This is a genomic window from Marinobacter segnicrescens, from assembly GCF_900111555.1.
Lineage (GTDB): Bacteria > Pseudomonadota > Gammaproteobacteria > Pseudomonadales > Oleiphilaceae > Marinobacter > Marinobacter segnicrescens.
The window spans coordinates 35907-49998 of record NZ_FOHZ01000015.1 but is presented as its reverse complement, the minus strand read 5'-3'; the positions used below and the strand labels follow the sequence as shown (position 1 = coordinate 49998).

General features: G+C 59.2%; 11 protein-coding genes. 9 read left to right on the top strand and 2 right to left on the bottom strand.

The genetic code is table 11. From position 1 onward, the window contains the following. Window positions 1-13: 13 nt before the first annotated feature. From ftsA to lpxC, 3 genes are all read left to right on the top strand, one after another. The gene (gene ftsA / locus BM036_RS13920; RefSeq protein ID WP_091853471.1) at window positions 14-1249 is read left to right on the top strand and encodes a cell division protein FtsA; all 1236 of its coding nucleotides are present in this window, start codon (window positions 14-16) and stop codon (window positions 1247-1249) included. Window positions 1250-1329: 80 nt separating this feature from the next. Further along, a complete protein-coding gene (gene ftsZ / locus BM036_RS13915) occupies window positions 1330-2487 on the top strand; it encodes a cell division protein FtsZ (protein WP_091853369.1) in 1158 nt (385 codons plus the stop codon). 193 nt (window positions 2488-2680) lie between these two features. Further along, window positions 2681-3598, top strand: a complete 918-nt coding sequence (lpxC, locus tag BM036_RS13910) for a UDP-3-O-acyl-N-acetylglucosamine deacetylase (protein WP_091853367.1) — start codon at window positions 2681-2683, stop codon at window positions 3596-3598. Between the two features lie 11 nt (window positions 3599-3609). Here the strand turns inward: lpxC and BM036_RS13905 are convergent, their stop codons facing one another. Continuing rightward, a complete protein-coding gene (locus BM036_RS13905; protein WP_091853365.1) occupies window positions 3610-4065 on the bottom strand; it encodes a DUF721 domain-containing protein in 456 nt (151 codons plus the stop codon). Window positions 4066-4427: 362 nt separating this feature from the next. On the opposite strand from BM036_RS13905, the gene BM036_RS13900 reads away from it, so the two are divergent. The 6 genes from BM036_RS13900 to ribA all read left to right on the top strand — a co-directional run bounded on the left by BM036_RS13900 (window position 4428) and on the right by ribA (window position 12039). Then, the gene (locus BM036_RS13900; protein WP_091853364.1) at window positions 4428-5366 is read left to right on the top strand and encodes a M23 family metallopeptidase; all 939 of its coding nucleotides are present in this window, start codon (window positions 4428-4430) and stop codon (window positions 5364-5366) included. Window positions 5367-5558: 192 nt separating this feature from the next. After that, complete coding sequence (secA, locus tag BM036_RS13895) at window positions 5559-8303, top strand: preprotein translocase subunit SecA (RefSeq protein ID WP_091853362.1); 2745 nt, start codon at window positions 5559-5561, stop codon at window positions 8301-8303. A 118-nt stretch (window positions 8304-8421) separates the two neighbouring features. Next, window positions 8422-9642: a bifunctional glutamate N-acetyltransferase/amino-acid acetyltransferase ArgJ gene (argJ, locus tag BM036_RS13890; protein ID WP_091853360.1), complete on the top strand. Its 1221-nt coding sequence runs from the start codon at window positions 8422-8424 to the stop codon at window positions 9640-9642. Continuing rightward, window positions 9623-10618, top strand: coding sequence for a Nudix family hydrolase (locus BM036_RS13885; protein ID WP_091853358.1), 996 nt, complete (start codon window positions 9623-9625; stop codon window positions 10616-10618). Before argJ ends, BM036_RS13885 begins: the two co-directional genes overlap by 20 nt. Then, the gene (gene moaC, locus BM036_RS13880; protein WP_091853356.1) at window positions 10618-11094 is read left to right on the top strand and encodes a cyclic pyranopterin monophosphate synthase MoaC; all 477 of its coding nucleotides are present in this window, start codon (window positions 10618-10620) and stop codon (window positions 11092-11094) included. The genes BM036_RS13885 and moaC overlap by 1 nt, the downstream gene beginning before the upstream one ends. Window positions 11095-11427: 333 nt before the next feature. Continuing rightward, the gene (ribA, locus tag BM036_RS13875) at window positions 11428-12039 is read left to right on the top strand and encodes a GTP cyclohydrolase II (protein ID WP_091853354.1); all 612 of its coding nucleotides are present in this window, start codon (window positions 11428-11430) and stop codon (window positions 12037-12039) included. Between the two features lie 58 nt (window positions 12040-12097). On the opposite strand, the gene dxs is transcribed toward ribA, so the two are convergent. Continuing rightward, window positions 12098-14026, bottom strand: a complete 1929-nt coding sequence (gene dxs / locus BM036_RS13870) for a 1-deoxy-D-xylulose-5-phosphate synthase (protein WP_091853352.1) — start codon at window positions 14024-14026, stop codon at window positions 12098-12100. Window positions 14027-14092 lie beyond the last annotated feature (66 nt).

Below are 14092 nucleotides of genomic sequence, written 5' to 3'. Positions count from 1 at the left end.
ATTGGTGAACTGCATGTCATCGGTTGATACGGAAAACATGATTGTCGGACTGGATATTGGCACCTCCAAGGTCGTTGCCATTGTCGGCAAGCGGAAGCTGGACGGAACCATCGAAGTGGTCGGCATTGGCTCCCATGCCTCCCGCGGGCTTAAGCGCGGCGTGGTGGTCAATATCGAAACCACTGTGCAGGCCATACAGCGTGCCGTGGAAGAGGCCGAATTGATGGCCGGCTGCCGCATCCATTCCGTCTACGCCGGTATTGCAGGCAGTCACATCAAGAGCCTCAACTCCCACGGCATTGTGGCTATCCGTGACCGGGAAGTGACTCAGGCGGATATCGACCGGGTTATTGACGCCGCCCAGGCAGTGGCAATCCCCGCGGACCAGAAGATCCTGCATATCCTGCCCCAGGAGTTCGTAATCGATAACCAGGAAGGCATCAAGGAACCCCTGGGCATGTCCGGTGTTCGCCTGGAAGCCAAGGTGCACCTGGTGACCTGTGCCGTTAACGCCGCCCAGAACATTGAGAAGTGCATCCGCCGCTGCGGCCTCGAAGTGGATGACATCATCCTTGAACAACTGGCCTCAGCCCACTCGGTTCTGACGGAAGACGAAAAGGAACTGGGCGTGTGCATGGTCGACATCGGCGGTGGTACTACCGATATCGCGGTCTTTACTGGCGGTGCGATCCGGCATACCTCGGTCATCCCCATCGCCGGTGACCAAGTGACCAACGACATCGCCATGGCGCTGCGCACGCCCACCCAGAATGCCGAAGACATCAAGACCAAGTATGCCTGCGCCCTGACCCAGCTGGCCGGGGCGGAAGAAACCATCAAGGTACCCAGCGTGGGTGACCGCGCGCCCCGAAATCTGTCTCGCCAGGCGCTGGCGGAAGTGGTGGAGCCTCGATACGAGGAGCTGTTCACCCTGGTGCAGTCGGAGCTGCGCCGCAGTGGATTCGAGGACCTGGTGCCGGCGGGCATCGTTGTCACCGGTGGCTCCTCCACCATGGAAGGGGTGGTGGAGCTGGCCGAGGAGATCTTCCACATGCCAGTACGGCTTGCATCGCCGCAGGCCGTCTCCGGCATGACGGAGGTGGTCAACAACCCGATATACGCTACTGGCGTCGGGTTGCTGATCCATGGCTTCCGCCAGATGGATCTGGGACAGGGGCCCGTTCTCAAGGGGGAAGATGCGCCCTCCTTGCTGGAGCGAATGAAAGCCTGGTTCACCGGGCATTTCTGAATAACGACGCATCACACGAAGGTATCTCGAGAAAATAATCAGCCGGGAACTGGCTGAATACAGCACGAAGGAGAAGGGGAATGTTTGAACTAGTCGATAATGTCCAGCAAAACGCTGTGATCAAGGTAATCGGTGTTGGCGGTGGCGGCGGTAATGCCGTGCGGCACATGCTCAACAGCGATGTGGAAGGGGTTGAATTCATCTGCGCCAACACGGACGCGCAGGCACTTCACAACCTGGATGCCAAGCAGGTGATCCAGCTCGGCGGTAACATTACCAAGGGTCTTGGTGCCGGAGCGAACCCGGAGATCGGACGCCAGGCCGCCATGGAAGACCGTGACCGTATCGCCGATGCCATCAAGGGCGCGGACATGGTCTTTATTACTGCAGGCATGGGCGGCGGTACCGGTACCGGCGCAGCGCCCATCGTTGCCGAGGTAGCCCGCGAAATGGGCATTCTGACCGTGGCGGTCGTGACCAAGCCGTTCCAGTTCGAAGGCGGCAAGCGCATGAGCGTCGCCGAATCCGGGCTCAAGGACCTGGAAGAAAGCGTTGACTCACTGATTACCATCCCGAACGAAAAGCTGCTGGCAGTGCTGGGCAAGAAAACAAGCCTGCTGGATGCGTTCGGTTCCGCTAACGATGTGCTGCTTGGTGCGGTTCAGGGTATCGCCGACCTGATCACCCGTAACGGCATGATCAACGTTGACTTCGCCGACGTGAAGACGGTCATGTCAGAGATGGGCATGGCCATGATGGGTACAGCCCGTGCCACTGGCGAGAATCGCGCCCGTGAGGCTGCGGAAGCGGCTATTCGCAGCCCGCTGCTCGAAGACATCAACCTGCAGGGCGCGAAGGGTATCCTGGTCAACATAACCGCGGGTATGGATCTCAACCTGGGCGAGTTCTCCGAAGTGGGTGATATCGTTCGCGAATTTGCCTCTGATTCCGCGACGGTTGTTGTCGGTACCGTGATCGATCCGGAAATGACCGATGAGCTGAAGGTGACCGTCGTTGCAACTGGCCTGGGTGGCGATCGCGAAAAGCCGACCAAAGTGGTGGACAATACCCGTACCCTGGACGGCACCACGGATTACAACCAGCTTGACCGCCCGGCGGTACTGCGTCGTCGCGCTGTATCTCAGGGCAATGTGGCAGTGGATCAGAGCCGTGATTCAGACGAGCAGGACGTGGACTATCTCGATATTCCCGCATTCCTGCGTCGCCAGGCTGACTGATAATCTGTTGCAAATGCGGTTGGCAGGGTGCGGGCTTCGGCCCGCCCTGTGACCTGATACACATGAACGACGAAAGACATGACGATTATGTCACGAGGCCATTGGTTAAATGGTATTCACTTTCGTTTTTTGGTATCATCCGCGCAGTTTTTTGCATGATGATATCGTTCTTTTGTGACGGATATATGTACCGATGATCAGACAACGGACGCTCAAAAACACCATTCGTGCCACTGGCGTCGGCCTTCACTCCGGTGAAAAGGTGTATCTCACCCTGAAGCCCGCACCGGTGGAAACGGGGATCGTTTTCCGTCGTACCGACCTTGACCCGGTGGTCGAGATCCGTGCCTGTGCGGAAAATGTGGGCGAAACCATGCTGTCGACAACACTGGTCAAGGATGGCGTCCGGGTTGCAACGATCGAGCACCTGCTCTCGGCCATGGCTGGCCTCGGTATCGACAACTGTTTCGTGGAACTTAGTGCCGCTGAAGTGCCCATCATGGACGGCAGCGCCGGTCCTTTCGTGTTCCTGCTGCAGTCAGCAGGTATCGCGGAGCAGGATGCACCCAAGCGCTTTATCCGTATCAAGCGCGAAGTCACCCTGGAAGAAGGCGACAAGAAAGCAACCTTCCTGCCTTTCGAGGGCTTCAAGGTCAGTTTCGGCATCGACTTCGATCACCCTGTATTCAAGGGTCGTGCCCAGACCGCTACGGTGGACTTTTCCAGCACCTCGTTTGTGAAGGAAGTCAGCCGGGCCCGTACTTTCGGTTTCATGCGTGACATCGAGAAGCTGCGTGCCATGAACCTGGCTCTGGGGGGCAGTGTCGACAATGCGATCGTGGTGGATGACTACAAGATCCTGAATGAGGATGGTCTGCGCTACGATGACGAGTTCGTCAAGCACAAGGTGCTGGATGCTATCGGCGACCTGTATCTGCTGGGGAACAGTCTGATCGGCGAATTCCGTGGAGTTAAATCCGGTCACGACCTGAACAACAAGCTGTTGCGCAAGCTGCGGGCTGAAGAGGATGCGTGGGAAGTGGTGACCTTTGATGATGAGGCCACGGCTCCTATCTCCTATATGAAGCCTGTACTGGCGGCACCGGCCTGAGGCAGGAAACCTTAGTCCGATTGGTCGCTGGCATGACTGGCGAGTTTTTCGAGAACCTCGCGTAAAGCTTTATCCTTCGTGTGCCCGGCTTCCTCTTCGAGGAGCCGGGCATTTTCTTTGCTGAGCGTCATGGGTTCGGGCGGCTTTTTAAGGGAGTAACGCCGGGGCTGTACCTTGACCTTCAGTTTCCAGACAAATTCGAATGCTTCCTCTTCCCGCAGCTTAGCCATGATCTCCCGCTGTTGATATCTCAGTTGGCTGGCCTGGGTGGCGTTATCGCACTGCAGAACCAGTTCGCCATCGTGGTAGTTGACAAAACGGACATTGGAAGCGAGCCGTTCGGGCATAGCCTTCAGGATGTGCTGCTCTGCCTGGTGGTGTAGAGCTGCGCGTGCCATCAGGTCCCGCAGGTGCCTGGGCTGGTCGCGGTTATCAGCAGACAGGGAAAGTGAGGGGCGGGTCTTCATGGGTTTACCGGATGCAATGGGCTTGTAACTCGACTAGATGGGTAGGAATTTTATACACTCGTCAACTTCCATCGCTAGCCGTCCCGGCATTTTCTATTCACCGCGCCTGGACTGCGCTGCCGATTGGCCAGTATCGCACTACAGCGGTGGAGAAGGACTCCGTAACCGTAACAGAATCGGTTGCGGTTTTAACAAAGCGTAACAGCCTGTGGGCAAAAAGGAAGAAGTCCGTCTCCTTTTAATGGTGCGCACCGGTTTATGATCGGGCCGTTGCCACTCCGGAGCATTGTATTCCTCCGTCCTCCACAGGATGTCGATCGCAGGGACAGGGATGTCTGTCACAGTCAATTTGGTCAGATATTATGAATATCATCCTTGTAGGTCGAAAACACGGTCGCTCCCGAGTCTTTACGCTTCATGCCCCCGGAATGGTCATTGCCGGGCTTTTCGCCCTGGCGCTGGTGGCCCTTTGTACGTGGGCTGGCTACCGTGCGGCAATGGCCCAGGTGGCTGATCGGCCCGTGGTCCCCCCATTCCTCCTCGAGCAATGGCACGGCACCCTTGACGACCAGCAGCAGGCCCTGGCCCGTCTTGAGCGCGATGCACGGGAGCAGGTGGATGCCATGACCCTTCGCCTTGGTGAGATGCAGGGGCGGTTGCTCAGGCTTGACGCCCTTGGACAGCGGTTTATAGAAAGTGGCGCTGTCGCCAGCGACGAGTTCAACTTTGATGAGGCGCCGGCGGTTGGTGGCCCGGAAGACGAAGCGGACGCTGCCGAGTCCTTCAGTACACCACAGCTTACTGCCATGATCGATGAACTGGACCGGAAAATCCGGGATCGTGAGCAGCAGTTGCGCCTGCTCGACACCCTGATTTCCAGTCGCCGTCTTGAAGACGAGCGGTTTGTGGCGGGCCGACCCATTACCTGGGGCTGGCTGTCGTCCCGGTTCGGTTATCGCTCTGATCCGTTTTCTGGAAAACGGACCTGGCATAACGGCGTAGACCTGGCTGGCAAGGAAGACAGTGAGATTATATCGGTGGCCGCCGGTGTGGTGACCTTCGCAGGCGACCGTCAGGGTTATGGCAACCTGGTGGAAATTGACCACGGTGAGGGGCTTGTCACCCGGTACGCCCACGCCAAGTCAGTGGAAGTAGAAGTAGGCCAGGTCGTCCAGAAGGGGCAGGTTATCGCCCGGATGGGGTCCACCGGGCGCTCTACGGGTCCCCATGTGCACTTCGAAGTGATTCAGGGTGGCAAGGCCAAGGATCCGGTGCGCTATATCCAGCGCGCTTCCCGCTGATCCTCAGGCGTTAACCGGCGCTTTCTGAAGGGCCCGGGGGTTCGCGGGGGCCCGCTCCCCTCCCTGCCTGTGTGACCCAGCCCCGGTTTCCGGGGCTTTAACATGGCCGGCAAAGCCGTACTGCCTTTTGTCCTCTTGCAAAATAAGGTTAGAATGCCGGCTTCCTCCGTTTAATCAAAGAAGCAGTGGTCTATGTTCACGAAGCTTGCAACGAAGATGTTCGGCAGTAAAAACGCTCGCGAGATCAAAAGGATGCGAAAAGTTGTCAATCGCATCAATGAGCTCGAAGAGTCGCTCATCGCGTTGACTGACGAACAGTTGCAGGCCAGGACCACCGAGTTCCGTGACCGCCTCGAGAAGGGCGAAACCCTGGATCAGCTGCTTCCCGACGCCTTTGCCACCGTCCGCGAGGCGAGCCGACGGGTAATGGGCATGCGTCATTTTGATGTGCAGCTCATTGGTGCCATGACCCTCCATGAAGGCCACATCGCTGAAATGAAGACTGGCGAGGGCAAGACCCTGGTGGCGACGGCAGCGGTGTACCTGAATGCCCTGGCTGGCCGTGGTGTGCACGTGGTTACCGTTAACGACTACCTGGCCCGTCGTGACTCCGAATGGATGGGCAAGCTCTATCGTTTTCTCGGCATGAGCGTGGGTGTCGTGGTCTCTGGTCAACCGGCGGAAGAGAAGCGGGCTGCCTATCAGGCGGATATTACCTACGGTACCAATAACGAGTTCGGCTTTGACTACCTGCGTGACAACATGGCGTTCAGTATGCAGGACAAGGTTCAGCGTCCGCTGAACTACGCCATTGTGGACGAGGTGGACTCCATCCTCATTGACGAGGCGCGCACGCCGCTCATCATTTCCGGTGCGGCGGAAGACAGCTCGAAGCTCTATCGGGAAATCAACACGCTGATTCCTTCCCTGGAAAAGGGCGAGGTGTCTGAGGAGGACGGTGAGCCCAGTGGCGACTTCACCATCGATGAAAAGTCCCGCCAGGTGGAACTCACCGAAGCCGGCCATGAAAAGGTGGAACAACTGCTGCTTAGCCGGGGCCTGCTGAAGGAAGGCGAGAACCTGTATTCAGCGGCCAACCTGGCGCTGCTGCACCATGTTCATTCCGGTCTCCGCGCCCATCACCTGTTCCACCGTGAGGTGGACTATCTGGTGCAGAACGGGCAGGTGGTCATAGTTGACGAACACACCGGACGTACCATGCCCGGCCGCCGCTGGAGCGAAGGCTTGCACCAGGCTATCGAGGCGAAGGAAGGTGTCGAGATCAAGGCCGAGAGCCAGACCCTGGCTTCCACCACCTTCCAGAACTACTTCCGCATGTATGACAAGCTGGCCGGTATGACCGGTACGGCCGATACCGAAGCCTTCGAATTTCGTCAGATCTACGGTCTCGACGTGGTCGTTATTCCACCCAACAAGCCGATCCAGCGGATCGACTATAACGACCTGATTTACCTTACCCAGGAAGAGAAATTCCACGCGATTATCGACGAGATCAAGGATGTAACGGCTGAGAACCGTCCGGTACTGGTGGGGACGGCGTCGGTTGAAGCGTCAGAACTGCTGTCATCGCTGCTGAAAAAGGCACGGATCGACCACAAGATACTCAACGCCAAGCACCACGAAAGTGAAGCCCAGGTGATTGCCCAGGCTGGTCGTCCCGGAGCAGTCACCATCGCCACAAACATGGCGGGTCGTGGTACCGACATCATGCTGGGCGGCAACTGGGAAACGGAAGTCGCTGCCCTGGAGAACCCCACCCAGGAACAGGTTGATGCCATCAAGGCCGAGTGGGACGAGCGCCACCAACAGGTGCTTGCCTCTGGCGGGTTGCACATTATCGGTACCGAGCGCCATGAATCCCGACGTATCGACAACCAATTGCGGGGTCGTGCCGGTCGTCAGGGGGATCCCGGGTCGTCCCGTTTCTTCCTCTCCCTGGAAGACAATCTCATGCGGATTTTCGCCCCGGACCGGGTGAAGAAGCTGATGCAGGCCATGGGCATGAAGAAGGGCGAGGCCATTGAGCACCGGATGGTGACCAATGCCATCGAAAAGTCCCAGCGCAAGGTTGAAGGCCGCAACTTTGATATGCGGAAGACGTTGCTGGAATACGATGATGTGGCCAACGACCAGCGTACCGTTATCTACGAACAGCGCAACGAAGTCATGGCGTCGGAGAATATCTCCGAGATCATCGACGGCATCCGTGCTGACGTCGTGGAAGAAACCGTCAGCGAGTTCATCCCGCCCCAGAGCATGCCGGAACAATGGGATGTTGCTGGCCTGGAATCGCAGCTGGCATCGGAAATGGCCATTGAACTGCCCATCCAGCAATGGTTGGACGAGGACAAGAAGCTTTACGAGGAAAAGCTCCGCGAGCGTATCCTTGAAGAGGTGGTTGCCGCCTACCGTGCGAAGGAAGAGGTTGTGGGCGCGGAGTCCATGCGCAAGTTCGAGAAGCAGGTATTCCTCCAGGTACTCGATACCCTGTGGAAGGAACACCTTTCGAACATGGACCACCTGCGTCGTGGTATTCATCTGCGTGGCTACGCCCAGAAGAACCCCAAACAGGAATACAAGCGTGAGGCGTTCAACCTGTTTGAATCCATGCTCGACACCATGAAACGGGACATCACCCGGGTGCTGTGCCACGTCAAGGTCCAGACCCGCGAAGAGATGGAAGAGGTGGAGCGACAGCGCCGTGAGCAGCTGGAGAAGGAGCTGGCTGCGGCCCGCTTGCGCCATGACCAGACCAGTGCCGCGGAAGCGGAGCAGGGCGAGCAGGGGGATGGTGAGGGCCGGCAGGGTCAAACGCCTGAAACCTTCGTCCGCCAGGAGCGTAAGGTAGGGCGTAATGAGCCCTGTCCGTGCGGGTCTGGCAAGAAGTACAAGCAGTGCTGCGGCAAGGTCGCCTGAAGCCACCGTAGCGCAACAAGCGACAAGCCCGCACCTCCGTGAAGACGGGGCTGCGGGTTTTTTTATCCTGAATCTTGAGTTTCGGCGGTTCCCGCGGGTGCCGCCCAAGGAGGAGAATATGGCGGTTGGTCCTGCGACATTGCCTGAGCGTTTTTTTCCGGTGGCCGGGGTGCGTCTGGGAATTGCCAGCGCCGGCATCAAGAAACCCGGACGTAAGGATGTGGTCGTCATCGAGCTGTCGAAGGGCAGCCGAGTGGCCGGCATTTTTACCACCAATCAGTTCTGTGCCGCACCGGTTCATGTGGCTCGTCGCCACCTGGGGGAGGGGGATCCCCGTTACCTGTTGATCAATACCGGTAATGCCAACGCCGGAACCGGTGAGCGCGGCATGCGCGATGCGAATGCCTGTTGCGAGGCCCTGGCTCGCGAGGCAGACACCCGGGCCCACTCGGTGCTGCCTTTCTCCACCGGGGTTATTGGTGAGCCCCTGCCGGTGGAAAAGATTGTCAACGCGCTGCCTGCGGCGTTGGCGGACCTGTCTGAGGGTCACTGGGCAGAGGCGGCAGCTGGCATCATGACCACGGACACCCGCCCCAAGGGAGCCACACGCCAGATCGAGATTGATGGCAAGCACATCAACATATCGGGTATCAGTAAGGGGGCGGGGATGATTCGTCCCAATATGGCCACCATGCTGGGCTTTATTGCCACGGATGCGTCGGTCGCTCCGGGCGTATTGCAAAAGCTTGCCAGTGAGCTCGGAGAGGAATCCTTCAATCGCATTACCATTGATGGCGATACGTCCACCAATGACGCCTGCATGCTTATTGCCACCGGAGAGGCCGGTGCCGGTGTGGCGACGGTCGAAAGTGAACACTATCCATTGTTAAGGCAGGCATTGCGCGAGGTATACATGGAGCTGGCCCATGCCATCGTCAAGGATGGTGAGGGTGCCACCAAGTTTGTCACCATCGAGGTGGCCGGCGCTGCCGGTCAGAAAGAGGCACTGGATGTTGCCTATACCGTTGCTCACTCTCCCCTGGTGAAGACGGCCCTGTTTGCCTCTGACCCTAACTGGGGCCGTATTCTCGCGGCGGTTGGACGTGCGGGCGTCGAGGGGCTGGACCTTGAGGCCATTGAGATATTCCTGGGGGATGTGTGCCTGGTGAGGAACGGCGGCCGTGCTGACGATTACACCGAAGAGCGTGGACAGGCGGTGATGGACCAGCAGGAGATTACCATTCACATTGACCTGAAACGTGGCCGTATCAAAGAGCGGGTATGGACCTGTGACTTCTCCCATGACTACGTCACCATCAATGCCGAGTACCGTACCTGAAATGATCGCTCCAGGGCGCACGTTGATCCATGTGGCCGTCGGGGTAATCTGGCGTGGAGGGCGGGTGCTTATCGCCCGGCGCCCGGAGGGGGCCCACCAGGGCGGCCTGCTGGAATTCCCCGGGGGCAAGGTGGAGCCCGGCGAGACGGTTCAGCAGGCCCTTGTTCGGGAACTGCTGGAGGAAACGGCTGTGACGGTAAGTCCGGGTGACCTGCAACCACTGATTGGTATTCGCCATGACTACGGCGACAAGGAAGTGTTCCTCGATGTGTGGGAGGCCCGGGTTTCCTCGGGGGAGCCCCGGGGACTGGAAGGTCAGCCGGTGTTCTGGCTGTCGCCGGATGATTTGCTGGCCGGGGACTTTCCCGCAGCCAACCGGCCGATTATCGGGGCTATCCGGTTGCCTCGCCAGCTTGCCATCACCGGTGAGAGTACGTCACTCAAAGATGCCGTTGAACGCACGGTAGCAGGCCAGCTTCATTCCCGCTCTCCGTTGGTCGTTCTGCGATTACCCTCCTTGTCGCCTCAGGCATACACAGAGGCGGTCGCGCATTGTCTCCGGGATTTGCCGGAGGCGTCTCTGATGGTTCATGATCGACCGGAGTTGGTCGCGGACATGCCGGTGGCCGGCGTCCACCTGAGCTGGCGCCGGGCCGCTGAGCTGGCGGAGCGACCAGTCCCGGACGACCGCTGGCTTGGCGTTTCCTGCCATAGTGGAGCTGAACTGGCACATGCGGCAGCCATCGGTGCAGACTATGCCACCCTGGGGCCGGTGCTGCCGACTTCTTCTCATCCGGGCAACCCGGGTATTGGCTGGGACCGTTTTACTGAGCTGGCCGGTAACGCGGTGATTCCGGTCTACGCACTCGGCGGCACCGGGCCCGAGCACCTGGAACGGGCGTTACAGGCTGGCGGACAGGGCATTGCCGGCATTTCCTGGTGGTGGCCGGCACCCGACAACGAACTGGAGGCATGATGAGCAAACTGACCCACCTGGATGACCAGGGCGCGGCCCGTATGGTGGATGTGGGCGACAAGTCGGTCACGCAACGGGAGGCGATTGCGGAAGGTCGTATCCTGATGGACCGGAAAACCCTTGACATGATTCTGGACGGTGAACATCCCAAGGGGGATGTGCTGGCGGTGGCGAGGGTTGCGGGCATCATGGCAGCCAAGAAAACCCACGATCTGATTCCGTTGTGTCATGCCCTGAACCTGTCCTCGGTTAAGTTGGCGTTCACACCGCAGCAGGAGCCGTCGTCGGTTCATATCGAGGCGAGGTGCAGGCTGTCCGGTCAGACCGGGGTGGAGATGGAGGCCCTTACCGCCGTGAGTGTGGCGGCGTTGACGCTGTACGATATGTGCAAGGCGGTGGATAAGGGGATGGAGATTACCGGGTTGCGGTTGCTGGAGAAGAAGGGCGGCCGCAGTGGGCATTGGCAGGCTGGTTGATCGCGAACTTTCAAGGTGCTTCGGTCATTGGGGCAAACCGGGAATTCAGTGACTGGCGGCCACCGCGTAGCTGTTTTCGGGACACGCCGTGAATCCGTCCCTGGAGGCTCCTCAAAAAGGTCCCTCTTTTTGAGGGTCCCGAAAACAGCTACGCGGCACCCGCCTCGATCATCGGAGCAGGACATCTGAAAGAGCCTGGTCAACGTAAAGGACCAAGTGTCAGATAGCTCACATGAACGCCGTCGTGACGCGTAAGTCATCTTGAACTACGCCGGGTGGCCGCCATCTGCTAGAATGCCCCGCTTACTGAACCAGCACTCATGAGGAACCACTGTGGCTGTTCGCTACATCCAGACCTGTCGCCTGCCTACCCCTTTCGGTGTTTTTGACATGCACGGTTTCGAGGAACCGGATACCGGCAAGGAGCATATTGCCCTGACTCTGGGTGATCTGAACAGTGACGAGCCCATGCTGGCCCGTACCCATTCTGAATGCCTGACCGGTGACGCCCTGTATAGCATGCGTTGTGACTGCGGTTACCAACTCGAGGAAGCCTTGCGGAGCATCGCCCGGGAAGGTCGGGGTATCCTCATGTACCTGCGCCAGGAAGGCCGGGGTATCGGTCTGTTGAACAAGATCCGGGCGTACAAGCTGCAGGATGAGGGGGCGGATACGGTGGAGGCCAATGAGCGCCTGGGCTTTGCCGCTGACCTGCGGGACTACACCATGTGCAAGGACATGCTGGGTCATCTTGGCATCAGTAGCCTGAAACTGATGACCAACAATCCCCGCAAGGTGGATGCGTTGCGTTCGCTGGGCATCGATATCGCTGAGAGGGTTCCGCTCCATGTGGGGCGTAACCCCCACAACGAGCACTACCTCAATACCAAGCAGAGCAAGCTGGGCCACTGGCTGGAAACACACCAGGACGATGATCCGGAATAACCAGCCCGCTTGCTGACAGGCTTGTTTTGGCAGGTGTCGGGGGATTTTTCAGTTATAGCTATGGGGCGGCTTTCAGTCCAGGTTTGCCCACGCTGAGGCGTTTGCGAATAGACGCCTCAATACCCGCAGCATCCAGCCCTACTTCCGCCAACAGCTCGCCGTGCTTGCCGTGATCCACATAGCGGTCCGGTAAGCCCAGTTGCAATACCGCCGTTGCTATACCTTCCCGGTTCAGGAATTCGGTCACCGCACTCCCCGCACCGCCGGCAATGGCGTTCTCTTCGAGGGTGACCACCAGATCGTGGGCATTCACCAGTTCCGTTATCAGGGCTTCGTCCAGGGGTTTCACGAAGCGCATGTCGGCAACCGTGGCATTAAGCCTGTCAGCGGCCTCAAGGGCTGCTGAAAGGCGGGTGCCGAAATTCAGGATGGCTACGGAATCCCCTTCACGTACGACCCGACCACGACCGATGGGCAGGGGCTGGAGTTGCTGTTCGATGACCGCCCCGGGCCCGGTGCCCCGGGGATAACGAACTGCCGCAGGGCCCTGGTACATCAGCCCGGTCTGCAGGAGTTGGCGGGTCTCATTTTCATCCGACGGTGTCATGACCACCATGTTCGGAACGCAGCGCAGGTAACTCAGGTCAAAGGAACCGGCATGGGTGGGCCCGTCTTCGCCCACCAGGCCGGCCCGGTCGATGGCGAAGAGTACATCCAGGTCCTGGATCGCCACATCGTGGATCAGTTGGTCATAGGCCCGCTGCAGAAAGGTGGAGTAGATGGCAACTACCGGCTTGGCGCCGTCACAGGCGAGCCCTGCGGCGAGGGTTACGGCATGTTGTTCTGCAATGGCCACATCGTGGTAGCGGTCCGGGAAGCGCTCCGAGAACGCCAGCAAGTCGGATCCTTCGCACATGGCGGGGGTAATTCCGACTATTCGCTCATCCTGTTCAGCAGCATCACAGAGCCACTGACCGAAGACATTGGCGTACTTCGGCTGTTTCGGCTTGGGCACTACCGGCTCCGGTTTGCTCGCTGGTACCGGTTCTATCTTGTTGATGGCGTGGTAACCGATCGGATCCTCTTCCGCGGGAGCAAAGCCCTTGCCTTTACGGGTCACCACATGGAGGAACTGAGGGCCGCTCAGCTCGCGAATGTTCTCCAGGGTTTCCACCAGTAATGGCAGGTCATGCCCATCGATTGGACCAATGTAGTTGAAGCCCAGCTCCTCGAACAGGGTGCCCGGGGCAATCATGCCCTTGAAGTGCTCTTCGGTCTTGCGGGCCAGGGCCATCAGCGGCGGTGCTGCCTGCAGCACCCGTTTGCTGCTGTCCCGGACCTGGTTGTAGGTGCGGCTGGACAGCAGGCGGGCAAAGTAATTGGACAGGCCGCCTACATTCTTGGAGATGGACATATCGTTGTCATTGAGGATGACCAGCATGTCCGCGTCCAGGTGGCCTGCATGGTTCAGGGCCTCAAACGCCATGCCCGCGGTCATGGCGCCGTCTCCGATGACCGCGATACTGCGGCGGCCAGTCTGTTGTTGACGGGCGGCCAGGGCCATGCCGAGGGCGGCACTGATGGATGTACTGGAATGGCCAACACCAAAGGTGTCGTATTCACTCTCTGAGCGCTTGGGGAAGCCGGCAAGCCCGCCTTTCTGGCGGATACTGCCCATCTGCTCCCTTCGCCCGGTGAGAATCTTGTGCGGGTACGCCTGGTGCCCCACGTCCCATACCAGCCGGTCTTCCGGGGTGTTGAACACGTAGTGCAGGGCGACAGTGAGTTCCAGTACCCCGAGCCCGGCGCCGAAATGACCGCCGGTCTGGCCTACGGTCCACAGCAGGAATGCCCGTAGCTCCCGGGCCAGGGCTGGCAGCTCTTCTTCCGATAGCAGGCGGAGCTGGTCGGGCGCATCAATGCGGTCCAGCAGCGGGGTGTGGGGCCGCTGGGCGGGGATTTCCTTGAAAATATATGTGTCCTGCATCCGTCCGGGTCTTGTGTCGGTGACTTCAGGGCTGTCCGGCATGGTTCACCGGCTGGCAGCCCTTCT